Below are 25,949 nucleotides of genomic sequence, written 5' to 3'. Positions count from 1 at the left end.
TGCGGTGTGGGAGAAAATGAGGGCGGCGAAGGGGCACCAGGCGAAGCCATGGGCGATGGTGAGTACGCTGGACGGCTGGCAGGTCCCTCGCCTGCCGGAGGTTGAGGGGCCGGAGCCGGCGGCATCTTCCCGCCGGGGTTCGGACGGATGATGGTCCGCTCACCCCGACCGAAAGGATTAACCGGCTTGTCCCTGTCGGTCATGGCCGCTCTTCCAGGATGGCCCAAAGGTACAACTCAAGCTCCGGCCAGTCGCCGGAAAAATGCATCCCGATCGAGGCCGCTGTGCTGAACTCGGGCCACAGCGGCGACTTGCGATCGAGATAGAAATAGACGTGGTCTGTGATGGCTCGGATGTGCGGTGGCGGCGTCGGCAGATGCACCAAGGTCAAACCCGGCAGGTTTGCGTGCACGATCTCGGTCATTTTCGTGTTGGGCCCGACCTTGAACAGATGCGGGAATTCATTCTGAATCTCCACGAGAGGTCGCCGCGCGGCGACCTCCAGCACCAAGGTCGCATTTCGGAACAACGCGCGATCGCGGATCGGCGATACAAATGCGTTCTGGGCGCGTTCGATGATCTCCAGACGAATCGCCCGCCTGCCCAGCCGCGCGCTCAGGAAATCCTGGATGTCGCGCACCAGGGGCGTGAAGACGTATTCGAGGTTGTCGTGATCGTATGCCGGGTAGTCACGTGCGCGTCGTTCGGTGGTCGCGAAGGTCGCAAGCTCACCGGCAAACCTCAGCAATTCCTCGTACAGCCGCTCGGGATGTACGCTGCCGGATCGCTTGAAATGAGTCAGCACCGGAATGGTCCGGTTCAGTACCTGCAGCACGAGATAATCGACGCTCTGCAAACCGCCGCCGGACGACGGATCGACTGCGTAGCGTGCAAGCTCGTCGAGCTTGGTCTCGACCCAGCCGATGATTCGATTGAGCCAGCCATCGACAACCGGATGCGCGGCGCAGACCAGCATCGGCGGCACAAACTTGTCGTCGAACAGGATATTCTTGTCGCGCACTTCGAGGATGCGAGCGATGCCGAGACCCATGTATCCCGGCTTGCTCGTCTTGCGCAGCTCGAACGACAGGCGTGGATAGACAACGTCGATCTCTTCTTCGATGCGCAGCGCCGAGGTTGAATCGATAAACGTTTCGGCAGTCCGAACGTAGCGACTTGCGCTGTCGGTGCGATCCTCATCCACCTCCCGCGTATTGGGCGCCGCGACCGGCATCATCAGCCAGACGATCTGGCCTGCGGCCGAATCCGGCACTTCGATGGCTTCCGGGATCGGGCTGTCGGCAGGAATATCGAACGGCGTTCCGTCCGGCATGACGCCGGTCGCACTGCGCACGGCGAATTTGCTCTGCTGGGTAAGATCGTTATCGATCTCGAGCTGGGCAAAGCCCCAGGGATACGGTGTCGTGTAACGAACGCGCTTTTCCAGCAGATGCTCGAGATAGCGATCGTTCTGCTGCAAATGATGCGGTCGCAGGAACAGGCCTTCCGACCAGAAAACTTTGCTGTACCAGGACATTCCTACATCCACTTGGCAATGATCGGCGACTGCATCGTCACCGACAGTTCACTTTGACCCCGACTTGTCTGCGCGGTCGTAATATTCGGAGAAATGCAGCATGAAGGTATCGATCGGCGCGCTTTCGTCGCGACCGAGATGCGCGTTCCAGCGCGTCAAAAATTCGTCCCAGAGCTTGCTCTTGTTCGAGCCAAACAAGGATCTTGCGCCGCGCTGAAGCTCGAGCTCGCGCGCCATCAGCGTCGGATCGATACTGGCGATCAGTCCCCGGACGGCATGCTGCATTGCCGCATAAGTCTTCAATTGATGGGTTTTGAGGTCCTTGAAGCCCTGGGCGAAGGCATGCGGCGCATCGAGGTAACTGCGGGTCGGCGGCCCGAACAGGATACGCATCGCGTCTTCCGCGGTCGGCGAGAATTTCAGCGGATTGTTCTCGATGGCCTGGATGGTGGTTTGACTGGTGCTGCGCGTCAGCTGCTTGGCCTGGGTGCGCGCCTGCAGCAGGGCCATCAAGTTTTCCACCGTCATGCGCAGGATGACGCCGAGCTGTTCCGCGAGTTCAGCTTCGGTCTTGTCGGCGAAGAAACCGTCCGGCAGCCCGGCAGCACGTGCGACCAGGCGCGCAAACTCCGGATTGCCGATCGACGCGGCCGTGGCCGGTGCCGGCTCGGCCAGTTGCGGCCGCGGCGCTCCCACATGCCCTGCCGGTGAAGGCGCCGGCGGTGGCGGGGCAGCCGCTTCGTCGTCGGCCCATACCGACGGTCGGCGCGGCGTCGGCATCGCGTGCAGCACGTCGACCGGCGGTTTTGGCGTGGCGACCGGACCGGCTGCCCAGCTCATGTCGTCGTGCAGCGGCGGCTCGCGTTGAGGCATCTGCGGCGAATGGCGGACAGGATCCACACCCGCCGCGGGAACGCTCGCTGCCCAGTCCAGGAATTCCGGATTGACGGGCCGCGCGGCCTCGCGCGGTTTTCGCAACTGCTGCGGGTCGATTGGCGGCGGCACGTCGCGACCGGGAGCCCACAGCTCGTGGTAATCGGCGTGCTGCTGAGCGAGCGGAGCTTGCTGCTGCGCACCATGGCTCGGCGTGCCCTCGGCAGGCTCATCCAGGTCCAGCGAAACGCCAATGACATAGTGGCCGATGACGAGCCGATCGCCGTTGCGCAGCCGATGCGCTCCCCGCATACGCTGGTCGGCACCATTGAGAAAGGTGCCGTTGGTCGAGACGTCGTGCAGCCAGTAGCCGCCGTCGCGATAATGGACCTCGCAATGCTTCCCCGAAATCATCCGTGCCGGATCGGGCAATGTCCAGTCGAGATGGCGGTCCCGGCCAATGTCGACCGAACGCCTTCCGGTGACAGTAAATGACACAGGGCCGCCGTCTGGAAGGTTCGGCTCGTTCTCGATGTTGAAGCGAAGCACCATCACATCGTCTCGTCAGCGTGGAGGGCGCGGTTCGCCGCGTGCCAATTGAATACCATCCTCCAGGCAGGCCGTCATTATCCGGTCCCTGGACTCACGGGTAAGCCGGCAGAGGCCGATCAAAAGGGCTGCGCGAACCGCTCGCGCTGTCTGGTCCGGCTTGGCTTCGACCGGTGCAAATTCCGCGGGAACCACGCTTCCGCCAGACCAACCCGCCGCCAGCGCCAGCCAGGTCGCCGGCTGCTCGGGATCGTTGGCGTTGCCGACCGCCAAAGCCTTGTTGCGCGATTGCTCGTCCGGTTGCCGGACCCAGGTCTCGGCAAAACTGAGCGACCTGCCTTCATTGCCGTCGAAATGGTCGAACATCTGCCGCAACGAGCGACAGCCCCAGGCGACGGCCACGCGCCTGGGGAGCAGATACGCGCAGAAGGATACAGCCTGGTGCCAGTTGCCCGCATCGGCCGCCTCCTGCAGGAAATCCAACGACAGTTTATCCGGAGCGGCTTTGCCGACGTCGTAGCGCGCCAGCGGATAGGCTTCAAAGAGATCGTGGACTGTGCTGAACCGAACCTGATTCATGGCTGTCAGCCGACAATGGTTGGCGTGCCGTGGGCAACCAGCGGGCCGCCGGCCGCGAGCGCCATGGCGGCCTGCGCGGTCATGGTGATGGTTGGCGCGTTGATGACGATGCCGGCTGGAGACAGGATGATCTGGCTTGGGCCAACCTGCAGGGTGATGTTGACGTTGGCCGTGAGGGTGATGCTCAGGCCCGCATCGACGGACTGATCCATCGCCAGCTTGACGTGCTGACCGCCCAATTGGATATCAAGCTTGTCGTTGCCGTTCTTGAGCGTGGTCTTACGAGTATCGCCGCCGAACGCCGCCTCACCGATGGTCCTGGTCTCGGTGTCGCGGACCGTGACGTCGTAGTCCTTCTCGGCGTGCACGGTGATCTTCTCGGACCCCTTCTTGTCCTCGAAGTTCCATTCGTTGTAGCCGCCTCCTCCCTTGGTCGAGTCGGACTTCAGACCCGCAATCGTCTTCTTGGACGGCAGGTCGTAAGGCAGCTTGTATTCATCGTTGTAGACGGTCCCTATCACCAGGGGCCGGTCGGGATCCCCTTCCAGGAATTCCACGACCACCTCCTGCCCGACGCGCGGGATGATCTGACCGCCCCAGCGCTTGCCGGACCAGACTTGCGCCACGCGCAACCGGCACGAGCGCTTCTTCTTCCGATCCCAGAAAAAGCGAACATAGATTTCGCCCAGCGACTCGACGTCGATCTCCTCGCTCGAATTGTCGTCCTTGGTCACCACCTTGGCTGTCTGAATGCCGTTGATCCTCGGCTTCGGCGTCGTCATGGGAGTTCGAAACGGCCGATCGCTCGGCAGAAATTCGTAGCTGCCGAAGTAGACATGCTGTCCGGCGTCGCCGGGGCCGCCAGTGCGATAGGATTCGATGGAAAACGAATGCGCGGCTCGTACCACGAGATATTCGACGTTCTGCGAGTCTTTCGAGTGCTTCTCGAGCTTGGTTAGTCCGCCGGGGAAAAGGTTGACGGCGTCGCCGTTGCCCCGACGGCGCCGATCCATCGCCTGCTCGGCCTGGAGCTGGATCTTCGCATATCGCTCGCCGTCGGACTTCTCCTTGAACTTGCCGGGATAGTCGTAGAACTCCATCTCGGATCGTGTGTAGTGCTCGGAGCCCTTGGCGTCGCTGATCATCTGCGCGTTGGGCTTCTGGTAGTTGTAATCGTTGAGCTCGATCTTCCCGGTGCGGAACCGGCGCTCGGACGCCCATTCATAAATATGCTGCTCGCCGCGACGATCGGAGCCGGTGAGCGGGATGTAGGGGATCTTCGCGAGGCCGTTGATTGGACTGTGCGAGGACTTGGAATCGGCCAGCACCAGCGTGTGCTTGCCGCCTTCATGCTTGAAGAAGTAGTAGATCCCGTGCTGTTCCATCAACCGGCACACGAAATCCAGATCGGTCTCGCGATATTGAACGCAGTATTCGAGCTTTGGACATGAGCCCTCTTCGGTAAGCTTGGACTCATAATCAGTGAAGCCGCGCTCGTTGAAGACTTCCTTGATGATGTCGGGCGCCTTCTTGTCCTGAAAAATCCGGCAATCGGTGGTCCGCGACAGCAGCCACAACCAGGGCCTCAGCACGATCCGGTAGCTGAAATAGTCGTTCTTCACCCCCAGCCATTGGGCTTCCGTGAGAATGCCGCTGAACTCGCGTTCCTTCTCGTGCAATTTGATGGTGAGGGTGCACTGCTTGCCGATGGCCCGATCGAAGTCGAGATCGGCTTCCTCGCTGAGACATTCGATGCGGTATTCGAACAGTTCGCTCAGACCTTCGGCGGCCTCGAACCGGGCAAAAACCAGAACGTCCTTGCCAAGGGGGGTCTTGAGCTCGCAGAGGCGGGTATCCTGGGTAAGCTGGCCCATGTGGGCGTTAAACTCCCTCGTTGACCGCACGAGCTGCGCAACCGGCGCATCGGGCGGTCAAGCACGAACGACCGAAATCCGAGCCGGCCATCGGTGGGATGGCCGGCAAGTCCGCTCGGTGTCACCTCTCCTGACGCGGCAACGCACCCGCCCGGGGAAGCCACTGCGGCACTCATGTAGTCGGTTCCAAGCGCTTGCTGGTTCACGGGAAACCGCCATCATCGCGGGAATGAACCGAGGCCGGCGTTGATCTGACCTACCAGTCAATCGGATCATGATCCCCCGCGTGATCCGCTAGATGTCATGGACCTGGCAGAGGGGCCAGGGGCCCGCAGACGGATCCTCTTTGCATGCTCGACGTCGTATCCCTGACCCAGCCCATCGACCCCGACGATCCCTGCGGGCCAGACCTCGATGCGGCCGGCGACGTCCAGTACCTGAACTTCTTCGCAGCTGCGGAATCGCTGCTGCCGATGTCGTATTTCGAGGTCGTCAACGCGAATGGAGAGCGCGGACGCTTCGACCCGAAGGCCATCGATATTGCCGGCCAGTTCGCCGCTGCGCAGCCCCTGTTGGCTCGCACCCGCGATCTGCGCCTGACCATGCTGCTCGCCAAGTTTTCCATCCTGAACCGCGATCTCGACGACTTCCTCGGCTGCCTGCGGGCAACCACCCTGCTGCTCCGCGAACAATGGGAAGCGGTTCACCCGAGGGGCGAGGACGGCGACTATGCCTTTCGTGCCGTCACCATCGAGGCGATCGACGTGTTTCCGACGGTGATCAACCCGCTCCAATTCCTCCCCCTGATCGAAAATCGAAGGCACGGCAGCCTCAACTACCGTGCCTATCAGATTGCCAAGGGCGAAATTCCCGCCGGCGATGCCGATGTCGACACGCCAGATCTCGGAACCATCGAGCGCATCGTCAGCGAGACCGATCTCGACACCCTCAAGGCGGTGAGCGCCCGCTGTTCCGCGGTCGCTGCCGAGATCGCCGGCATCAAATCGGTTTGGCACGAAAAGTTGAACTCGGGGCAACCCATCAGTCTCGACCGGCTGGCGGGTGTCGCGAATGGCATGGCCGGCTGGCTCGCGACTCTGGTCGCTGCACGCGATCCGGCCGCAATTGCCCCGTCTCCGGACGAGACTGCTCAAGACGGCCCGCAGCCTCCGATCGAAATCGCCGGCGCAGTGATGTCACCCGGACAGGCGTCCGCGGCGCTGGCGGCGGCTGCCGACTATTTCGCTCGAAAGGAACCGTCGAGCCCGGCGCTGTTGCTGGTGCGGCAGGCGCAGGACATGGTTGGCAAATCGTTTATCGAAGTGATGCGGATGCTGATGCCGGCCCACGTCGAGAGCGCCGCCATCAATATCGGTCGCGACAAGGTCTTCGACCTGCCGATCGAGCGCATGGCGGAGTTCGCCACCTCGCTCCCATCCGCGGCCGAAAACGAGGCTCAAGACGCTGTTTTTGCAGCCGAAAACAGAGCCCAGGCGTTGGACCTGCTGAGCAAGGTCGCGTCGTTCTTCCGAGCCGCGGAGCCGTCCAGCCCGATCCCGTTCCTGGTCGATCGCGCACGCGAACTCTCACAGCGAGACTTCCTCAGCCTGCTGAACGAAGTGCTGCCCGAGGGCGCTCTGAAGGCGATCGACAAATCGAATTGAACCCGCCTTCCGTTCGACGGGACTAACTGAACGGAAGGAAGCTCCGCCGACGAAAGACCGAGGCACTTCCCTGCCTGCGTCGTGCAAGTCGGCTTCCGCAGAGATTTTTTTGTGAAGAGGGCAACCCAATGGCAACCGACAGCGGTCAAAAATTCATTCGCCGAAACCGCGCACCGCGCGTGCACATCACTTACGAAGATCCCTACGATGCCGAGCGGCTGATCGAACTGCCGTTCGTCATGGGCGTCCTGTCCGATCTTTCCGGCAACAACCCCGGCATCGAGAAGACGAAGGTCGAGGAGCGCAAGTTCCTCGAGTTCGACATGGACAATTTCGACAACCGCATGGCGGCGATCCAGCCCGGCGTGACGGCGCGCGTCGCCAACCGTCTCAGCGACGGGTCCGACGAAAAGATCTCCGTCAACCTGCGCTTCAACAAGATATCCGACTTCACGCCGGTGGCGGTCGCCCGCCAGGTGCCGGCGACGGCCAAGCTGCTCGAAGCGCGTGAACAGCTCGCCAACCTGCTGCGCTACATGGATGGCAAGGTGGGTGCCGAGGACCAGCTGAAGAAGCTCCTCGCCGATCCTCAACTGATGGCCGCACTGCGCGAGCGCGCGACCAGCCAGTCCACCGAATCCGACAGCAACAGCTAAGGGAAGGAATGGGGACCATGGCAAAAGAAGCAATCCACAAAGAGACCACCGCCAAGGTCGGGACCGTCGAGGCTGACGAGTTCGCCGCCCTGCTGAAGCAAAGCTTCAAGCCGCGCACCGAACGTGCGGCGACCGAAGTCGAGAACGCGGTGTCCACGCTCGTTCAGGAAGCGCTGAAAGATACGAGCGTCATCAAGTCGGACGTGCTCGACACCATCGAGGAGATGATCGCGCGGATCGATCAGAAGCTGACCGCGCAGATGAACGAGATCCTGCACGCGCCCGAATTCCAGGCGATCGAAAGTGCCTGGCGCGGCCTCCACTACCTCGTCTTCAACTCCGAGACCGACGCCAACCTCAAGATCCGGGTGATGAACGTCTCCAAGAACGAGCTGTATCGGAACCTGCGGCTCTATCCCGATGCGCGCTGGGACCAGAGCCCGCTGTTCAAGCAGATCTACGAGTACGAATTTGGCCAGTTGGGCGGCGAGCCGTTCGGCTGCCTGATCGGCGACTACTATTTCAGCCACCTCCCCACCGACGTGCAGTTGCTCCGCGATCTCAGCAAGATCGCCGGCGCCGCGCACGCCCCCTTCTTCAGCGGCGCCGAGCCTACGCTGATGGGAATGGACTCGTGGACCGAACTGTCCAACCCTCGCGACATCGGCAAGGTGTTCGACACGCCGGAATACGCCGCATGGAAGGGACTGCGCGATCAGGACGACTCGCGCTATCTCGGTCTGTGCATGCCGCGCGCACTGGGCCGCCTCCCCTACGGCGCCAAATCGGAGCCGGTGGAAGAGTTCGCCTTCGAAGAGGAGACGGACGGGCACACCGGTGACAAATACGGCTGGATCAACGCCGCCTATGCGATGGCGGTCAACATCAACCGCGCCTTCAAGGAGTTCGGCTGGTGCACGCGCATCCGCGGCGTCCAGTCCGGCGGCGAGGTCATCAACCTGCCGACGCATACGTTCCCGACCGACGACGGTGGCGTCGACCTGAAATGCCCGACCGAGATCGCCATCAGCGATCGTCGCGAGCACGAGCTTGCAAAGGCGGGACTGATCCCGCTGATCCATCGCAAGAACACCGACAAGGCCGCCTTCATCGGCGCCCAGTCGCTCTATAAGCCGAAGAAGTATTTCGGCGACAAGGGCGTGGATGCAACCGCGTCCGACAACCTGTCGTCACGCCTGCCCTACATGTTCGCAGTATCCCGCTTTGCGCATTATCTGAAGTGCATGGTTCGCGACAAGATCGGATCCATGAAGGAAAAGGATGAGCTGACGGTCTGGCTGCAGACCTGGATCAACGAATACGTTGATGCCAATCCGGCCTTGTCGTCAGAAGCTCAGAAAGCGCGCAAGCCGCTGGCCGCTGCGAAGGTTGAGGTCATAGCAAACGAGGAGAACCCGGGATATTACAACGCGCGCTTCTTTCTCCGTCCACACTTTCAACTGGAAGCGATGGACGTCGGTCTCAGTCTCGTTTCGCGCCTGCCAGGCCCGAGCTCCTGACGCCGCGCTATTGCAACCGTCACTCATCAGAGAATTTTGAAAGGGCTATGCTATGGCTGTCGACATCTTTTTGAAACTCGATCCGATCAAGGGCGAGTCGCTCGACGACAAACACAAGGACGAAATCGACATTTTGAGCTGGTCGTTTGGCGAGAGCCAAAGCGGCACGTTCCACAGCGGGTCGGGCGGCGGCGCCGGCAAGGTCGCGGTTCAAGACCTCCACTTCACGCACTTCGTGGACAAGGCGACGCCCGAGCTTTTCAAGGTCTGCGCCAATGGAAAGCACATCGACAGCGCCATCCTCACGGTACGCAAGGCCGGTGAACACCCGCTCGAATATCTCAAGATCGAGATGAAGCACGTTCTGGTCTCGAGCGTCTCGACGGGCGGATCGCACGGCGAGGATCGCCTCACCGAAAACGTCAGCCTGAACTTCCAGAAGGTCAAAATGACCTACAAGACCCAGACGGAAAAAGGCGGCGCCGGCGCGTCTCCGGTGTTCGGATGGGACGTTGCGGCCAACAAGGAATGGGCCTGATCGCAGGCTTCCTGCCCGGCGCCGGTTGTCCATAGCGGCAATCGGCGCCGGCTGTACGGGGACCGTCAATGACCGTTACGCCAAGGAAGGATCGGCTCTCTCCGCCATTGATGCTGGCCTTTCGTGCGGCTCATGACGCGCGCGATGCGCGCAAACCACTCGAACTGCGCGATCAGTTCGGTGAGCGAGTCATAGCGGGACGGCGCAGCGCCGGTCGATTCCCGATCTCGGAGACGCTGCTAAGGCGCGAGGTTTCGCAGGACGTCGAAACTCTCCTCAACACCATTGCCCTCGAATCGACGCTTGACCTGACGGGTCGCAGCTGCGTCCGCACCTCGATCTTGAACTATGGTTTCCCCGATATCGCAAACCGTTCGATCGACGAAGTCACCGACGAGGAGCTCAGCGATGCCCTGCGCATGTCGCTGACGACTTACGAGCCGAGACTCGATCGCAAGTCCATCCGGGTGCGGCGCGACACCTCCGTGGGCCCCGAGCAGCTCAAGCTGCGCTTTGTCGTGCATTCCGACCTGAAGTGCGAACCGCTCAACGTCCCCGTGGAATTCGTCGCAGACGTCGACCTCGACAGCGGCGATATACAGATCAACCGATTATAGCATGAACCGCGAATTCCTCGACTTTTACAATCGTGAACTGTCGCTGCTGTACGAGCACGCGGAAGGTTTTGCCGAGGAATATCCTGGTATCGCCGAGCGCCTCGGCGGTCTGGTCCGCGACCGCTCGGATCCGATGATCTCAGGCCTGCTGGAAGGCGCTGCATTTCTCGCCGCCCGTGTCCAGCTCAAGCTCAAGCACGAGTTTCCGGAATTCACGGCGAACCTGCTTGAGCAGTTGGTTCCGAATTATCTCGCGCCAACTCCGTCCGCCATGCTGGTCAGGATTCAGCCGACCTACGCCGATCCGGCATTGCGCGACGGCAAGAAGATTGCGCGGGGCGCCTATTTCGACGCGAACTATCGCGAAAGGGAACGGAGCCTCGCCTGCCGATTCCGGCTTTGCCGCGATATCGTGCTTTGGCCTTTTGACGTCACCGGCGCCGAATATTTTGCGACCGCGGGCGCGTTGCAGGCCCTCGGGATTCCAGTCGGCGGAGAAGTTATCGCTGGGCTCAGGCTCTCCTTGACGCACCGTACCGCCGCGCGGCTCGACGAGGAGCCGGCGGACGCCGAGACTCGCAACAAACCGGAGACCTGGTTCGCCGGCTGCCGCACCAGCGAACTGCCCATCTACCTGACCGGCGCCGAGTCGGATGCCATCGCACTCTACGAGCAACTGACCTCGAACTGCGTCGGGCTCTATTTTCGCTATCTCGACGATTTCGGCGATCCGGTCGTCATCCGGGCTCCGAACGACTGTGTGCAGCAGGTCGGCTTCAGCGAGAACGAATCCCTGTTTCCGAACGACAACCGGGTCTTTCGCGGCTCGGAGTTATTGCGGGAATATTTCGTGTTTCCGCGCAAGTTCCTTGGCGTCAATCTGACGCAGCTTCGCGCTGTGATGCCGCGGTTGCGCAGCAAATCCATCGATATCGTCTTCGCGTTCGATGAACACAACTCGCGTCTCGCCGCCTCGGTCCGGGCGGATACGTTCAGTCTCTACACCGCCCCGGCGATCAACCTGTTCGAAAAGACCAGTGATCGCATCCCGATCAAGTCGAACACCTACGAATACCACGTGGTGCCCGACCGAAGCCGCTACCTCGAATACGAGCCGCACCAGGTGCTGGAGGTTTACGCGCACTTTCCGGCGGAAAAGGACAAGCGGCGCGTGCGTCCGCTGTACTCCGCCGCCGTCGACAGGACGGCCGGATCGGTCGAGGGACTTTATTACACGGTTCGTCGGCTGCCGCGGCGGCGCACCGTCGAAGAGAAGACCTATGGCGCGGCCTCGGACTATACCGGGACGGACATGTTCCTCTCGCTGCTCGAGCCCGGCGACCCGAGCGGCGACGGATCCGCCGCCGAGCTGAGCGTCCGCGCGCTGTGCTCCAACCGGCATCTCACGGAACATCTGCCGGTCGGCCAGGGCGGAGCCGACTTTCGCCTGCTGGACGACACCTCGCTCGAGCTGATGTGCATCGCCGGCCCCACCCGACCACGCGAGCCGGTGGTGGCGCAGTTGCGCAGCCGCAGCGAAATCGCCAATAGCGGCGTCGTCAGCTGGCGCCTGATCAACATGCTGAGTTTGAACTATCTCGGCCTCGTGGAACGCAGCGGCGGCAAGAACGCCGGAGCACTGCGGGAGATGCTGTCATTGTTCGCCGACCAGTTCGACGACGCGACGGAGCGAAAGATTCGTGGTGTGCGCAGCGTCGAGAGCAGGCCCGTGGTGCGGCGGGTGCGTGAGCGTACCGGCAGTGGCGCAGCGCGCGGCCTGGAGATCACGGTCACGCTTGACGAGAAGGCATTCGAGGGCAGCGGCGTGTTCCTGCTCGGGGCTGTGCTGGAACGCTTCTTCGCCGACTATTCAGGCTTCAACACCTTCACCCAGACCGTCATCTCGACCCCGGAGCGCGGCGAGATCATGCGTTGGCCGGCCCGCATGGGCACCCGGAGGCCGCTGTGACGCTGATCGACCAGATGAAGGCCGAGCCGTGGCGGTTCGATTTCTTTCAGACGCTCCGCCAGCTCGAGCGATGCAATCCGGATCGACCGCGGATCGGCGACAGTGCAGCGCGTCGCGAGGAGTTTGTCGACCTCGGTCAAACCCCCTATCTGGAATTTCCCGCCTCCAATCTGAGCTCGGTCGACGATCGTGATGGCAGGCTCAAAATTCTGGTCAAATTCCTCGGCCTGCTCGGACCGCAGGGCGCGCTGCCGCTGGCTACCACCGATGAGAGCGTCGGCTGGCAGTTGATGCGGGACGACGCTTTCCCCCGTTTTCTCGACCTGCTGAACGGACGCTTTCTGCAGTTGTTCTTTCGAGCCTGGGCAGACGCACGGCCGATCGCCCAGCATGATCGGCCATCCGACGACCGCTTCATCGCTTATGTCGGCTCCTTCGCCGGCCTCGGCTCCGATATTTTTGCCAATCGGGATACCGTGCCTGACATGGCGAAGCTGAGCTTCGCCGGGCTGGTTTCACCGAGAGCGAAATCCGCATCACGACTGGCGCGGCTGCTGCAAGGGCTGTTCGATGTCAGGGTCGAGATCGACGAGTTCGTCGGCACGTGGCTCCCATTCGACCCAAGCCATTGCAGCCGGCTCGGCGGGACGCACGCCAAGCTTGGTCACGACGCGCTCCTGGGCTCGCGTGTGTTCAGCGTCGAAGACAAGATCAGGGTTCGCGTGTTCGTGAAGGATTTTGCTCAATACGAGCAGTTCCTGCCCACCGAAGCGCCGAACCTGTCCGAGCCCCTGGCTGACGCCGCCTACTTCTACATCGGCGACGAACTCGAGTGGGAGGTGGAACTTGCCATTCCGGCGGGAGCGGTTGTCCCGATGAAGCTCGGGCAGAGCGGACGCCTTGGATGGACCAGCTGGGTTTCGCCGAACTGGGCCTCGACCGAGGAGTATCGGCGCGATGCACGCTTTCACCTTGCCGAGCGTCTCAGAGCCCGGCGCAACGCTGCGACTGATCAGCAGCCGATTTGAACCTAAGCATCGCTCCGATTGTCCTAACATCATGGGAATTCGAGCCGATTTCCGCGACGACCCGGCATCGTCCGGGATTGAGCAGGAGGCGCCATCGTGACCGATATCAGCCTTGAGGCCGTGACTGGCAAACTGAACCGGGCCGGCTACGATGCCTTCATACAGGCCCTGCGCCACGCCAAGAGCGTCAGCAACCGTAACGTGGAGCTTGCGCACTGGCTGTTTCACATCCTGCAACAGGAGCGGACCGACCTCAGCCTGTCGGTGGATCACTACAAGCTCGACCGCGCGCGGCTGCTGTCGGACCTCGCGGGCGTCATCAACGGTTTCCGCAAGAACGAAACCGACATGCCGGGCGTCGCCAATTCGGTCATCGATATTCTCGACCGTGGCTGGCACTACGCCACGCTGTTCTTCGGCGAGACCCAGATCCGCACCGGACATCTCCTGGTCGCCGGATTGAAATCGAACGAGATCCGTCGTGCGCTCAACAACATCTCGCAGGAATTCGCCAAGATAAATGTCGACGCATTGGCTGCGGAGCACCGCGCCATCTGGGCAGGCTCCGAGGAGGAGACCATGCGTCCGATGGACGGCTCCGGATTGGCCGGTGCCGGTACTGACGGTACGGACCGGGCGAATCCCAAGGGGACGACGCCGCTCGACCGGTTCTCCCAGGATCTGACCGCCAAGGCCAGATCGGGCCAGATGGACCCGATCCTCGGTCGAGACGACGAAATCCGCCAATTGATCGACGTGCTGATGCGCCGGCGGCAAAACAATCCGATCCTCACCGGCGAGGCCGGCGTCGGCAAGACTGCCGTGGTCGAGGGATTTGCCCAGCGCATTGCCGCCGGCGAGGTGCCGCCGCCGCTGCGCAACGTCAGGCTCTGCGCGCTGGATATCGGCCTGATGCAGGCCGGTGCCTCGATGAAGGGCGAGTTCGAGCAGCGCCTGCGCTCGGTGATCGACGAGGTACAGAACTCGCCTACCCCGATCATCCTGTTCATCGACGAAGCGCACACGCTGATCGGGGCCGGTGGCGCCGCCGGCACCGGCGACGCGGCCAATCTCCTCAAGCCTCCCCTCGCCCGCGGCACGCTGCGGACCATCGCCGCCACCACCTGGGCAGAGTATCGCCAGTACATCGAAAAGGACCCCGCACTCACACGGCGCTTTCAGCCGATCCAGGTCGATGAGCCGGATGTCGAGACCTGTTGCATCATGCTGCGCGGTCTCCTGGGCCCGATGGAGAAGCACCACGGCGTTCGCATTTCGGACGCCGCGATCGTGACCGCGGTCAACCTGTCGCATCGCTACATTCCGTCCCGACAGCTGCCGGACAAGGCGGTCAGCCTGCTGGACACAGCTTCAGCACGGGTAGCCATCAGTCAAAGCGCGACGCCGGCCCTGATCGAGGACGCTCGCGTCGCGATCGCGGCCCGCGAGGCCGAACGATCAGCGCTGGTCAGCGACGGCGATCTCGGGGACGAGAACAGCGAGCGCATCACCACAATCGACGGCGACATAGCGACGCTGAAGGCCAAGCTGTCCGGCCTGGAGGCCGACTGGGCCAAGGAACAGGAGCTCGTCAAGGACATCCGCAGCATTCGCGAAATCCTCTCCGAGAACGGCGACGAAGATCGAGCGACGAAGCGCGTCGAGTTGCGCGGCAAGTTCGAGACACTGGAAGGCATCAATCCGGAAAAGCGGATGATCTATGCCCATGTCGACCAGCAGTCGGTGGCCTCTGTCGTGTCCGACTGGACCGGTATCCCGACCGGCAGAATGATGCGCGACGAGATCGAAACCGTCCTGAAGCTACCCGAAATTCTCAATCGCCGCGTGGTCGGCCAGTCCCACGGGCTGACGATGATTGCGAAACGAATCGAGACCAGCCGCGCCAAGTTGGACAACCCGTCCAAGCCGATCGGCGTTTTCATGCTGGCCGGACCGTCCGGCGTGGGTAAGACAGAAACCGCCCTCGCGCTTGCCGAAACCCTTTATGGCGGCGAGCAGAACATGATCACGATCAACATGTCGGAGTTCCAGGAGGCCCATACGGTCTCGACCTTGAAGGGCGCACCTCCGGGTTACGTCGGCTATGGTGAAGGCGGCCGGCTCACCGAAGCGGTCCGGCGCAAGCCCTACAGCGTTATCCTGCTCGACGAGGTGGAGAAGGCCCATCCCGACGTCCATGAGATCTTCTTCCAGGTGTTCGACAAGGGAGTCATGGAGGACGGCAACGGTCGGCGAATCGATTTCAAGAACACATTGATCATTCTGACCACGAACGTCGGCACCGATCTCATCATGAGCCTGGCGCGCGATCCGAAGTATCGCAACGAGCCGGAAGAACTCGCCAGGCTGCTGCGGCCGGAATTGCTGAAGGTGTTCCCTGCCGCGTTGCTTGGGCGCATCGTCTCGATCCCCTACTTTCCGCTTTCGGACGAGATGCTTGCCGGCATCGTCAGATTGCAGCTCGACCGGATCGGACAGCGCCTCCGCGATAATCACAAGGCTGCCTTCGGCTACGACGATGCAGTCGTCGAGCACATCGTATCCCGTTGCAACGATCCGGACTCCGGCGGGCGGATGATCGACAACATCATCACCAACACGCTGCTGCCCGAACTGTCGCGCGAATTCCTCAGCAAGTCTCTCGCCAAGGAGGAGGTCAAGCAGACGCGCGTCTCGATCGTGAACGACAAGTTTGCATATTCGTGGAACTGACTGCGATGAACATCCAGACCGAGCACCGCCAGCCGACCACCGGCACCACACCATACGATGAGGTGTATTATCCCGGGCATGTCTACGGGCTCACCCACCCGAACCATCTGGCAACGCTCGCTGCGGTCTACGGCATGCAGCCGGCTCCGGTCGAGCGCAGCCGGGTCCTGGAGCTCGGCTGCGGCGTTGGCGGCAATCTGTTGCCGATGGCTTTTCAATATCCGGACAGCGAGTTCATCGGTATCGACCTGAGCGGCGTTACGATCGAACGCGGACAGCGGAACATCGCCGCATTGGGCTTGAGCAACGTCAGGCTTCTGCATTGCGACATCATGGATGTCGACGCTGCCTTCGGACAGTTCGACTACATCATCGCCCATGGCGTGTATTCATGGGTACCACCGATCGTGCGCGAGAAGATGATGTCCATCTTCAAACGGAATTTGGCGCCACAGGGGCTCTGCTACGTCAGTTATAACGCGCACCCGTTCTCGCATCTTCGCGACATGGTCCGCGACATGATGCGCTACCACACCCGGCGCATCACCGGGATGAAGGAGAAAGTGGGACAAGCTCGCGCCATCGTGAAATTTCTCAGCGAAGGATCGAAGTCCAGCTCGGTGCACGGTACAGTCATGCGCGACCAGTGCAACCGCGTGCTCAAGGCTCCGGACGAGTTGCTTTTTCACGACGATCTCGATTCTGGCGCGACGGCGTTCCTGCTGCACGAAGTCGTCGAAGACGCCGGCCGACATGGGCTGCAATATCTGAGCGACGCCGATTTCTCACGACGCTATCTTGCCGGTTACACCGAAGAGGTCCGCGCCACGCTGCAGCGCTTTCCCGAAAGCGAGTTCATGGCGCGCGATCAGTATCAGGACTTCATCGACGGCAACGGGTTTCGGCGTACGTTGCTCTGCCACGAAGGCATCTCCCTTGACCGCAAGGTCGATCTCGACTTCATCACCGCCTTCTATCTGCTGAGCACCACCAGCCCACGTCGCCCCGACGCCTGCCTGACCGACGATTCCGAGATGGAATTTGAAAATCAGGACGGCAGCCGAATCACCGTGACCAATCCGCTCCTGAAGGCCGCACATCTTTGTCTCGGCCGGGCCTGGCCGCGCGCACTCTCGTTCACTGAACTGCTCGATGGCGCCCGGACGCTGCTGGAAGGCCGGCAAACAGCCGATGACCAACGGATATTGACGGAAGCGCTCTATATCCTGGCCTGCAGCGGCGAGGTCTCCTTTCTGAAATCACGGCCGTTTCTCGTGAAAGAAGTCACGGATTGTCCGCAGGCGAGTCTCCTCGCCCGCAGACAGGCGCAGAGCGGCCCGCTGGTCACCAATCTGCTTCACCAAACCGTGCAGTTGGAGGACGACAGGACGCGCCACTTTCTGCAACTGCTCGACGGCTCCCGGACGATCGAGCAAATCACAGCCGAAATGACTGAAACCTTCGGACCGACCATCCAGGTCAAGCAATTGGATGATGCCGGGCAGCCCGCCGAGCCGTTGCTGCTGTCAACCCGACAAAGCGTTGACCGTTCGCTGGCGACGGTCGGCAAACTGGGTTTGCTGGTGGCCTGAGGACGGGCGGCAAGGAGCCGGCCCGTCATTTTGTGGAGCGGACGCCCCACGTCCCATCAGCCGTCGTGGGTGTATTGTTGGCCGAGCAGCCACCCGGTGAGAATGCCGCCGGGTCCGCTGGCATAGACCGCGCTAAGGCCGACACCGGCGCGCAGCATCTGCCATTCATGCTCGCCGACCCAGGGAATGCCGGGATCACCCTTCTGATATTGCGACAGCAACGTTCGGGCGACTTCCGCGGCATTGGCGTAGATCGGGCCGTTCGCCCAGCGGGGTCGCGGCAGGCCCGTCATGCGGCAGTAGAGCGCGGTACAGACATAGGCGGACGCCTCCTCCGCATTGCCGTCAAGGCCAGTACGCAGCAGATCGTAAGCCGCATGCAAGGCCTCGTGGACGATATAGGCTTCGTCCATTCGCCCCGTCGCCGACACGACCTCCAGCGTATTCGCCGCGACGACCGTACCGTCCGCCCGGGTCCGCGCGACGTCGTTATATTGTGCCGCAACATTTGCCGCGAGGTCCGTCGGAACTCTGACGCTGACCTGTCCCAACCGGATCGCGCGAGCGACGTGATGGAACGTTTGCGGTGCAATCGTCACGTGGCTGCCACGGATCGGAAACCGGAAGCGAATGCGTGCGACCGCCGGGCCATTGAGTACGTCTAGCACCCTGCTCCGAAGTGACATCGGATCGTCCTTGCTGTTGACACTGCTCCACGAATGGTGGTCGGCGTTTCCGGTTGGGAGGTTCAGTTGAACCCGGCCCCGGCCGGATCAGACAAATCGGGGACTGGCTTTCACTCGGAGGGCAGCCCCGTGACGACCACCGACCCGACCACGACCGACACTTACCGCAAGATCGCGGCGCGGCTGACCATGCTCCGGCCGCAGATCGATCTGTCGAAATATTTCGCGGGGCCGAATCCCAATGTCCGCCTCTATGACGAGAAGGCCTATATCCGACGCCAATTGGAGAAGTATGGCGTCGCGGCCGCGACGAGCACGCTCGACGGCGTCACGTTCCTGCCCAAGGACTGGGAAGACCTGATCAAGACGCTGCGCATTGCCAAGACGTCGGACGGATTCGACGCCTTCGCCGAAGGCAAAAGCCCGGAGAAGCCGTCGCATTGGGCCCTCGATCTGTCGATGGCAGCCACAATCGGCAAGGGATTCCGGGAGATCTGGCGCCCAAAGCTATCCGACCGGCCGCTCTCGACGCGAGACCTTCCGGGCCGGCACGGCTTCGGGCTCGGGCGCGGCCGAGGGCAATGGAGCGACGACTATAGCGCGCAGTTCGGCAAGGACCCGCAGCCGCAGGACATCACGTCGCTGCATTTCGCGGTAGCGCCGGACCGGGTCAATGTTCACATCGACGAGACCGGCTTCGTGTTTGAGGGCGCAGACGGCGCCCTCACGGTCGGACCGAATTTCGGCCACCACGCCGTCAATGAACTGTTCTGGAAGAGCAATCCTCACCTGCCGCGCTGGGCGATCGATCACATCGACCTGATCCTGCCGAACAGCGCCAACGATTTTTCGCGATTTGGCGTTTCGGTCGACCTGTATCAACGCAAGGACTTGCGCGTCACCGTCACCGGCTCCTGCGGCATTTTCGGAGGATTCGAGTGCTCGGGAACGTTAAGCGTCAGTGGAACGCATGATCTGCTTGGCTCCAAGCCGAAAGGCGCGCGCTGACGATCGCATGTCTGCGATCGAGGGTGCGGCAGAGCCGCTTGAACCGGCGCTTCAGCAGACGCGACTGAGGGATAGGCTCGCCGACGCAAAATGCGTCCTACAGTTTATGCCAATGGTGTTGTTGCAATGGCGCCCTTAAAGCCCCCCGTCTGGCTCGATACCAATATTCTTATAGACATACAGAACGGGCAAAGAGCTGCGGCGAGCACCGCCGAGAAAGCGCTCAGCCGACGCTTCGAGAATGAAATTCTCAATCTGGCCAAGGACGGTCACGAGGTTCTGATCTCACCGCGGGTCAAGTTTGAATTTCTAAAGGGAGCGCGTGCTCAGTCCGGCGAAAAATTGCTCACTGACTTGCGGATCGTCGAAGACAAAATGATGACCCAGGTGCCCCGCGCGCAAGTTTGGAAGTGGGGCAATGAGGGTTTGAATCACGGGCTTTCCGCGTTCGATTCCGATGTTGTTGCCCAGGTCAGGGCAGGCGGAGTGGCTCGCGGCATCAAGAATCCGGTGTTGCTGACCAGGGACAGCGGAGGAACGCTCATTGCGATGCGCAGGAGAGGCGTTCAAGCGCTCGACTTCCGGGCACCGGAGGTGAGACTGAAGGTCCCGCGGAACACACCGACCCCGCCAGAGGTCCCGCCGCCGCCGGCAGGCTCCGTCGCTGGCGAAGGATTTTGGAGCGCGGCCAAGGCCGGCTTCAAGGCGGGTTTAAAGGAGGCTTTCAAGGCCGAGAACATCGCTGCGATGATCCCCGATCTGGTCCTTATGGTGGCTGACAAGGTCGCGGCCCGAGAGGCACTCAAGAACATTCAAGTCAAGTTCATCAAGGAGGGGTTCGCAAAGGGCGTTGCAGCGGGCGTCATGGGTTGGTCCGAGGAGGAAGTTGCATCAAATCTGATGAACCGCATCACCGCGTTCAGAGTTCAAGGTCTGGAAGACCCTGCTGGCATCCTGACGCGCGCGACCATTCTGCAAGTGGCCGAAGCGTACGAAAACTATGCGGTGGTGATTGGATTTCAGTTCAGCTCTGCCAAGGACCTGAAATGGAAGCGCGAGATGGTCGCCAAGGGCTCCAAGATTCTGCATCAGTATGGATATTATTTCGGAACCGATCCGCAGGCGCTATTTGAGTACGAGTTCATCGACAAGCTAGCGTGGACGCTTCAGCCGACCACCAATGCGATAGTTGAACCTGCAATCCGCCACTGAAAACGATCATATTGCTGGTGATTGCTCATGCCGCAATTGAAAGACAAAGTCGGTCGGTTTGCCGCGACGGGTCGCAGCTGCCAGAACTGGAAGCAAGACCAGGAGCTGGTCATCTCGCTCCTCAACAAGATCGCCATTTCCGACGGAGGAGCCGAGACCACGCTCAAACCGCAAATGGTCGTGACGGGTCACGCCAGCGACAGCCTCTACAACTCGATCCTGTATTTCCAGCAGAAGAACTTCCCGGGCACGCCGGACGGCTATATCCGGCCCGGCGGGCCAACATTCACTCGGCTGGTCGACCTCGCGACAAAGGCAGCCGCCAAGCCTCCTCCTCCCAAGGGTCAATGGGACGGGATCGCGACGCCATCCGTCGATGCCGCACTTCGCAAGGGTCTGCTCGACGATTCCAGGCTGGACTACGCGGAAGTCGTCGACATCATCAGGGCGACCGTCACGGACGGCATGGTCACCGCATTCGAGCTGGACGACCTGACCACCATTGCAAACACCTCCAGAACGCTTTCTCCGACTTCGAAGAAACTCATCACGCTCTTCGTCGGCGACGAAAAGAAGAAGTGGCTCGGGGTTGGACCGTACGACCTCAACTCGGATCAAAAGAAGCTTGCCGCGGAGATGGTCTGCGATTTCCTCAAGAACACGAGGACCACGTTCTTTCCGAAGCTCGACCCGCACCGCGTCGGGATAGGTATTCTCAGGCGAATTGCGAAGCCGAGCCTCATAGATCAGGATCAAGCGAGCATGTGCGGTCCGTCCGCGCTGATGTTCAGCTACGCATCCGACAAGCCGGGGCAATATGCGCGGTTCGCCATCGATCTGTATCAGAAGGGGCAGGCAAACCTCGGCCGCCTGCTGATCAAGCCGGGAAAGGACGTGAAAAACTACACGCCGCCCTACTCGCTGGACCACGTCGATTGGCTGACTTGCGCCTCCATTCGCGACTCCGAAAATTGGTTCCTCGATTTTGACGACACCGGCAGAGTAAGCGACGTCGCGGGGATCACCTTGCCGAGCGAAATGGAGCAATGGTTCCGCAAGGCGGGATACCAGGACGTGCGCGAGGAGACCAATCTGAAATTCAGCAAAGGCATCGACAGCGTCAACGAAGCCAACGCCCTGCTCGCCAGTGGATACCGCGTATGCCTGTTCATAAGCGCCAACATGATCGAATATGACGACCAGTCGGACGAAGGCTCGGTGTTGACGCGGCACTGGGTCGTCTTGCGTGACAGGATACAAGTGTCGAATGGAAACGTGACGACAACGATCTTCACATGGGGCAAGGGAGATTACGCGATCCCGCATCCGGGCAAGGGTGGCGCTCAGAAGCCTCTCTCGATTGTGGACTTCCTTATGAATTATTACGGGTACATTGCTGCCAAAGCGTGAGCGGAGAACGAGCGCTCTCACCACGCGTTGAGGTCGGTGACGAGTTGCTTGTCCAGGGACAGGCTTTCCATGCCGCTGGAAAGCAAGATGCCGCTTCGATTATGGTGCCCACTGCCGGGAATGTTCCGCTTGTGGTGCAGGAAGTGACCGACCTCGTGCGCCATGACGCCAATGAACGCCTCGCCATAGTCGAACACGGGTGGATTGCCCTGATCGACAACCACGAAGACCTGCTCGTCGGGCAGATATTCTCCAGCCGCCTCGTTATCCATTGCGTCATAGTCGCCGACGAGAAAACACGTGAGATCGGCGCCGCGTACCTTGAACGGGACGATCTCCTTGCGGAAAACATCCCGCGAGATTTTTGGCCCCAGGGCTTTCCGGACCGTCATCCAAGTCGCCTCTGCCGGGGTGAAGAAGATATTTGCCTGAGCCCCGAACGTCCAGTTCAGCTTGGTGAGGAACCAGGGCACGTCGTCCGGCGTCCATTTCGTGGCGTTGATCAGATTGCCGGATTGATCGAGGTACTTGAGGAATTTGAACGCGATCGTGAAATCCTTGCGCGGCAGAATGGCGACATCCAACTTGATGCTTGTGCTGCCGCGTACGGCTTTAAGCTCGGGAATGCCTTTATCCTTGGGCGAGACCTTGAGGCCGCGCGCAGGGCCGTCCGGCCGTGCAGTGGCATACAGCGCTGTACGCAGACGCAGCAACTGGTCGTCGCGCTCCTGGCCTTTTTGCTCCCTGAAGCGGGTCTTGATGTATTCCTGAGCGACACGTTCGACGTCATCGAGCCGCACATCCTCGACCAGTAATCGATTGCGATCATACGACAGGCCAACGTCCTTGCTGTCGCGGTGACAGACCAGGTTGAAGCCTTCCCGAGGAACGATCATGAAATTTTGCGCAGCGTACACACCCGAATTCTGCAGGAACTGAACGAAGCTCGGCATGGCTCCCCCCCTCCTAATCCACGTACGGGATCTCGCACGGTCCATCGCGCCGGGCATATCCATCCGGGATCATCTTGTCCGGTTGAGCGAGCAAGATAGCGGAAATTGGCCTTGCGAGGCAGTTGATTTCGCTTGGTGTCGTGGAGCAGCAAGGGCGAATGCCGACTCAAGCCGAGCGCATTCGGCCTCGCGATCGCTCAGGGGAAAACGCACAATCACGTCCTGACGCGCGAGCTGGCCCCACAGCGCGTCCGACGACCATTTCTGCGGCTCGGGTCCGCGCGGACCGTCGACCCAGATGAAATACCATTCCGCCATGGACGCGACCAAAGCTCCCTTGCCGGAACATTGGTCCTTCGCCGGCCAATCCGCAACGCCCGATTTCGCGCCCGGCGCGGCTGGTGCGGCTATTCGTACGGCGTGCCGTCCTTGTGCAGGAAGCGGCCGTCGGAGCTCGGGCTCATCATGTCGATGTCGGAGCAGGTGATGACGTCGCCGCGCGAGCGCGAGCCGACCTCGAGATGGGTTGCCGTCATCTGCGATCTGTTGATCAGATGATGCCCGTTGCCGGAGTTTTTTTTGGAAACGCCGCGCAATCGCCGGCGCGCAGCACCGTCTCGCCGCCGTCTTCCACCAGCACCACTTCGCCCGCGAGCACATAGACGAACTCGTCCTCGTCCGAATGCCAGTGGCGCTGGCTCGACCAGTTGCCGGGCGGCAGCCGCATCAGGTTGACGCCGAAGTCGGCGAGCCCGCCGGCATCGCCGAGACGCTGCCGCACCCGCTCGGCGCACGGCGCGGCGAACTCCGCCGGATAGCCGGTCTCCTTGCGTTCCGGCACTTTTGTCAGATCGATCCTGGGCATGGCATTTCCTCGGACGATGGCAGCAAGCGAATGCGCGACCATAAGCGTGGATCTGCGCCTATCGCAATGGCCCGCCCCGTCTCGCAAAGCTCATGGCCACCACCCAGCGACGCGGATCACGCGCCCGGACTACCCGGACCTTAGCAGCGTCGCCGGATCCAAACGCGCAGCCCGTTCGGCGGGCAGAAGACCGAAGACAATACCGACGAGACTGGAGCAGGCGATCGCGATCAACGCCATCTGTCCATTGAACTCGACAGGCCAGCCTAGAGCGGAGGGGATCACGCGTGCGCAGAGGTAACCGACAACGAGTCCCAACAGTCCGCCGATGGTACACAGGAGTACCCCTTCCAGCAAAAACTGTGCGCGGATGTCTTGTGGGCGGGCGCCGAACGCCAACCGGAGTCCAATCTCGTTGATCCGTTCTGTGACCGATACGAGCATGATGTTCATCACACCAATGCCGCCGACCAGCAGGGAGATTCCCGAAAGCGTGGACACCAGCAAGGTGAACTGGCGATAGGCCCGGTCGCTCGTCTGGGCGATCTGGATGAGGTTCTGGATGCGAAAATCGTCAGCCTTGCGCCCCACGATCTTGTGGCGCAGCCGCAGGACTTGCGCAATTGCCGCCTCCGCGGCTTGCATCGATTGAGCGGACTCCGTCTTCACGAGAATGCTATGCACGGCATCCGGGTTAGCCTGGCTGCGTCCAATCGTGAAGATTTTCGCGGACGACAACGGAATGAACATGACGTCGTCCTGGTCCCGACCGGTGAAGTCCTGGCCTTTCTCGGCGAGCACTCCGATCACGAGATAGGACGAACGATCAATACGGACGAAACGGCCAAGCGGGTCGCTGCCCTTGAACAGTTCACGGGCTAAAGTGCGGCCGAGAATTGCAACTTTTGCGGCCGATACAACGTGATCGTCGCTAAGCAGTTGGCCCTCCGCGAGCCTCCACCCCCGCGCTTCAAAAAAATTCGGCGTCACACCGGCTACGAGGGTCGACCAGTTCATGTCCCCTGATATTGTCGTCTTTTGCTCACCGACGAACGGTGCCGCAACGACAATATCGGGCACCTCGCGAGCGATCGCCAGCGCATCAGCCGTTGTGAGCGAGAGGATGGTGCCGGCCTGATGCCGGACGCCCTGCGCGAGTTGCGCACCGGGCTGCACAAGCATCAGATTTGAGCCAAGCGAATTTATCTGCTTCGAGATTTCTGCACGCGCGCCTTCCGCCACCGCAACGACGACCACGACGGCGGCAATGCCGATGATAATGCCGGTCACAGCGAGAATGGAGCGCAATATGTGCGCACGTACCGACCGAAACGCCAGAGCAACATAGCCGAACGATCGCATCGAAATCCCATGTGGATCGAGGCTCATGACGTGACGTGGCGTTCCGGTTCGCCGACGACCGCGCCGTCCCGTAACCTGATGATGCGCCGCGCGCACGCTGCGACCTCGGGGTCGTGCGTCACCAGCACTACCGTGAGTGCGGTGCGCTGCAACTGGCAGAGCAGCGCGAGAATGGCGTCACGCGTGCTCGTGTCCAGCGCGCCTGTCGGTTCATCCGCCAGCAGAAGGTCCGGGCCGTTGACGATGGCTCGTGCGATTGCAACGCGCTGCTGCTCTCCCCCCGACAGTTTTGCGGGCACGTGGTGCATCCGAAGGCCGAGCCCGACCCTTTCGAGCACGGCGCGCGCACGCGCCAGCGGATTGCGCAGCGGCTCGGTCCGGTAGAAGAGCGGCAGCGCGACATTCTCGAGCGCGGTGAGGCGCGGCAACAGGTTGAAGTTTTGAAAGACAATTCCAACGCGTCGATTGCGCAGCTCGCTCAGGCGGATCTTCGACTGCGCAAACACATTCTCGCCGTGGAGAAGGTAACGCCCGCGCGACGGCTGGTCGAGGCAGCCCAGGATCGAAAGCAAGGTCGACTTGCCCGATCCCGATGGACCCACGACGGCGACGAATTCTCCGCGATCGATCTCCAGACAGACGTCCGAAAGCGCCTGAACGGCTTGGTTGCCGAGCCGATGTTGCTTGTGGATATGATCGAGGATGACGAGCGGACTCATGCGCT

The 25,949-nt window shown here is 61.5% G+C and carries 20 protein-coding genes and 1 pseudogene; 12 read left to right on the top strand and 9 right to left on the bottom strand.

The genetic code is table 11. The features are described from left to right. Positions 1–199: 199 nt before the first annotated feature. Genes tssK through ACVIYL_RS28510 form a run of 4 tightly spaced genes read right to left on the bottom strand, consistent with a single transcriptional unit; the run spans position 200 to position 5,412 of the window. Positions 200–1,537: a type VI secretion system baseplate subunit TssK gene (gene tssK, locus ACVIYL_RS28525; protein ID WP_028335406.1), complete on the bottom strand. Its 1,338-nt coding sequence runs from the start codon at positions 1,535–1,537 to the stop codon at positions 200–202. 48 nt (positions 1,538–1,585) lie between these two features. Then, on the bottom strand, positions 1,586–2,962 hold the full coding sequence (gene tagH / locus ACVIYL_RS28520) for a type VI secretion system-associated FHA domain protein TagH (protein WP_253608166.1): 1,377 nt from the start codon (positions 2,960–2,962) through the stop codon (positions 1,586–1,588). Positions 2,963–2,974: 12 nt separating this feature from the next. Continuing rightward, positions 2,975–3,538 (bottom strand): DUF6931 family protein, encoded by a 564-nt coding sequence (locus ACVIYL_RS28515; RefSeq protein WP_225160378.1) that lies wholly within the window; start codon positions 3,536–3,538, stop codon positions 2,975–2,977. 5 nt (positions 3,539–3,543) lie between these two features. After that, entirely contained in the window at positions 3,544–5,412 is a 1,869-nt protein-coding gene (locus tag ACVIYL_RS28510) for a type VI secretion system Vgr family protein (protein WP_253608164.1), read from the bottom strand. Between the two features lie 350 nt (positions 5,413–5,762). On the opposite strand from ACVIYL_RS28510, the gene ACVIYL_RS28505 reads away from it, so the two are divergent. From ACVIYL_RS28505 to ACVIYL_RS28465, 9 genes are all read left to right on the top strand, one after another. Then, positions 5,763–7,076 carry a type VI secretion system protein TssA gene (locus ACVIYL_RS28505; protein WP_456780361.1) on the top strand — a complete coding sequence of 438 codons (1,314 nt, stop codon included), beginning with the start codon at positions 5,763–5,765 and terminating at the stop codon, positions 7,074–7,076. Positions 7,077–7,204: 128 nt separating this feature from the next. Further along, entirely contained in the window at positions 7,205–7,732 is a 528-nt protein-coding gene (gene tssB / locus ACVIYL_RS28500; RefSeq protein WP_092082334.1) for a type VI secretion system contractile sheath small subunit, read from the top strand. A 17-nt stretch (positions 7,733–7,749) separates the two neighbouring features. After that, positions 7,750–9,252 carry a type VI secretion system contractile sheath large subunit gene (tssC, locus tag ACVIYL_RS28495; RefSeq protein WP_057019596.1) on the top strand — a complete coding sequence of 501 codons (1,503 nt, stop codon included), beginning with the start codon at positions 7,750–7,752 and terminating at the stop codon, positions 9,250–9,252. 52 nt (positions 9,253–9,304) lie between these two features. Next, on the top strand, positions 9,305–9,790 hold the full coding sequence (locus tag ACVIYL_RS28490) for an Hcp family type VI secretion system effector (protein WP_016843423.1): 486 nt from the start codon (positions 9,305–9,307) through the stop codon (positions 9,788–9,790). A 68-nt stretch (positions 9,791–9,858) separates the two neighbouring features. Beyond that, complete coding sequence (tssE, locus tag ACVIYL_RS28485) at positions 9,859–10,407, top strand: type VI secretion system baseplate subunit TssE (protein WP_253608162.1); 549 nt, start codon at positions 9,859–9,861, stop codon at positions 10,405–10,407. Position 10,408: 1 nt separating this feature from the next. Beyond that, on the top strand, positions 10,409–12,376 hold the full coding sequence (gene tssF, locus ACVIYL_RS28480; protein WP_253608160.1) for a type VI secretion system baseplate subunit TssF: 1,968 nt from the start codon (positions 10,409–10,411) through the stop codon (positions 12,374–12,376). Beyond that, complete coding sequence (tssG, locus tag ACVIYL_RS28475) at positions 12,340–13,404, top strand: type VI secretion system baseplate subunit TssG (RefSeq protein ID WP_456780360.1); 1,065 nt, start codon at positions 12,340–12,342, stop codon at positions 13,402–13,404. The genes tssF and tssG overlap by 37 nt, the downstream gene beginning before the upstream one ends. 96 nt (positions 13,405–13,500) lie before the next feature. Then, positions 13,501–16,137 carry a type VI secretion system ATPase TssH gene (gene tssH / locus ACVIYL_RS28470; RefSeq protein ID WP_141339672.1) on the top strand — a complete coding sequence of 879 codons (2,637 nt, stop codon included), beginning with the start codon at positions 13,501–13,503 and terminating at the stop codon, positions 16,135–16,137. A 5-nt stretch (positions 16,138–16,142) separates the two neighbouring features. Then, the gene (locus tag ACVIYL_RS28465) at positions 16,143–17,729 is read left to right on the top strand and encodes a methyltransferase regulatory domain-containing protein (RefSeq protein WP_456780359.1); all 1,587 of its coding nucleotides are present in this window, start codon (positions 16,143–16,145) and stop codon (positions 17,727–17,729) included. A gap of 56 nt (positions 17,730–17,785) precedes the next feature. On the opposite strand, the gene ACVIYL_RS28460 is transcribed toward ACVIYL_RS28465, so the two are convergent. Next, positions 17,786–18,415: a hypothetical protein gene (locus ACVIYL_RS28460; protein WP_141339674.1), complete on the bottom strand. Its 630-nt coding sequence runs from the start codon at positions 18,413–18,415 to the stop codon at positions 17,786–17,788. Positions 18,416–18,544: 129 nt separating this feature from the next. Between ACVIYL_RS28460 and ACVIYL_RS28455 the strand changes: the two genes are divergently transcribed. From ACVIYL_RS28455 to ACVIYL_RS28445, 3 genes are all read left to right on the top strand, one after another. Next, on the top strand, positions 18,545–19,423 hold the full coding sequence (locus ACVIYL_RS28455) for a hypothetical protein (RefSeq protein WP_057019602.1): 879 nt from the start codon (positions 18,545–18,547) through the stop codon (positions 19,421–19,423). A gap of 90 nt (positions 19,424–19,513) precedes the next feature. Further along, positions 19,514–20,635 carry a type II toxin-antitoxin system VapC family toxin gene (locus ACVIYL_RS28450; protein WP_229189337.1) on the top strand — a complete coding sequence of 374 codons (1,122 nt, stop codon included), beginning with the start codon at positions 19,514–19,516 and terminating at the stop codon, positions 20,633–20,635. Positions 20,636–20,662: 27 nt separating this feature from the next. After that, positions 20,663–22,045 (top strand): hypothetical protein, encoded by a 1,383-nt coding sequence (locus ACVIYL_RS28445; RefSeq protein WP_456780358.1) that lies wholly within the window; start codon positions 20,663–20,665, stop codon positions 22,043–22,045. A 17-nt stretch (positions 22,046–22,062) separates the two neighbouring features. Here ACVIYL_RS28445 and ACVIYL_RS28440 read toward each other — a convergent pair whose 3' ends face one another. The 4 genes and pseudogenes from ACVIYL_RS28440 to ACVIYL_RS28425 all read right to left on the bottom strand — a co-directional run bounded on the left by ACVIYL_RS28440 (position 22,063) and on the right by ACVIYL_RS28425 (position 25,944). After that, positions 22,063–22,998 (bottom strand): hypothetical protein, encoded by a 936-nt coding sequence (locus ACVIYL_RS28440; RefSeq protein WP_456780357.1) that lies wholly within the window; start codon positions 22,996–22,998, stop codon positions 22,063–22,065. A gap of 407 nt (positions 22,999–23,405) precedes the next feature. After that, positions 23,406–23,863 (bottom strand): annotated as a pseudogene (locus ACVIYL_RS28435) (cupin domain-containing protein). Positions 23,864–23,992: 129 nt separating this feature from the next. Next, on the bottom strand, positions 23,993–25,252 hold the full coding sequence (locus ACVIYL_RS28430; protein WP_456780356.1) for an ABC transporter permease: 1,260 nt from the start codon (positions 25,250–25,252) through the stop codon (positions 23,993–23,995). Further along, the gene (locus ACVIYL_RS28425) at positions 25,249–25,944 is read right to left on the bottom strand and encodes an ABC transporter ATP-binding protein (RefSeq protein ID WP_310881669.1); all 696 of its coding nucleotides are present in this window, start codon (positions 25,942–25,944) and stop codon (positions 25,249–25,251) included. Before ACVIYL_RS28425 ends, ACVIYL_RS28430 begins: the two co-directional genes overlap by 4 nt. Positions 25,945–25,949 lie beyond the last annotated feature (5 nt).

Source organism: Bradyrhizobium sp. USDA 3315 (assembly GCF_054056795.1).
Note: the sequence above shows the minus strand (reverse complement) of the source record. Positions and strands in the feature narration are given on the sequence as shown.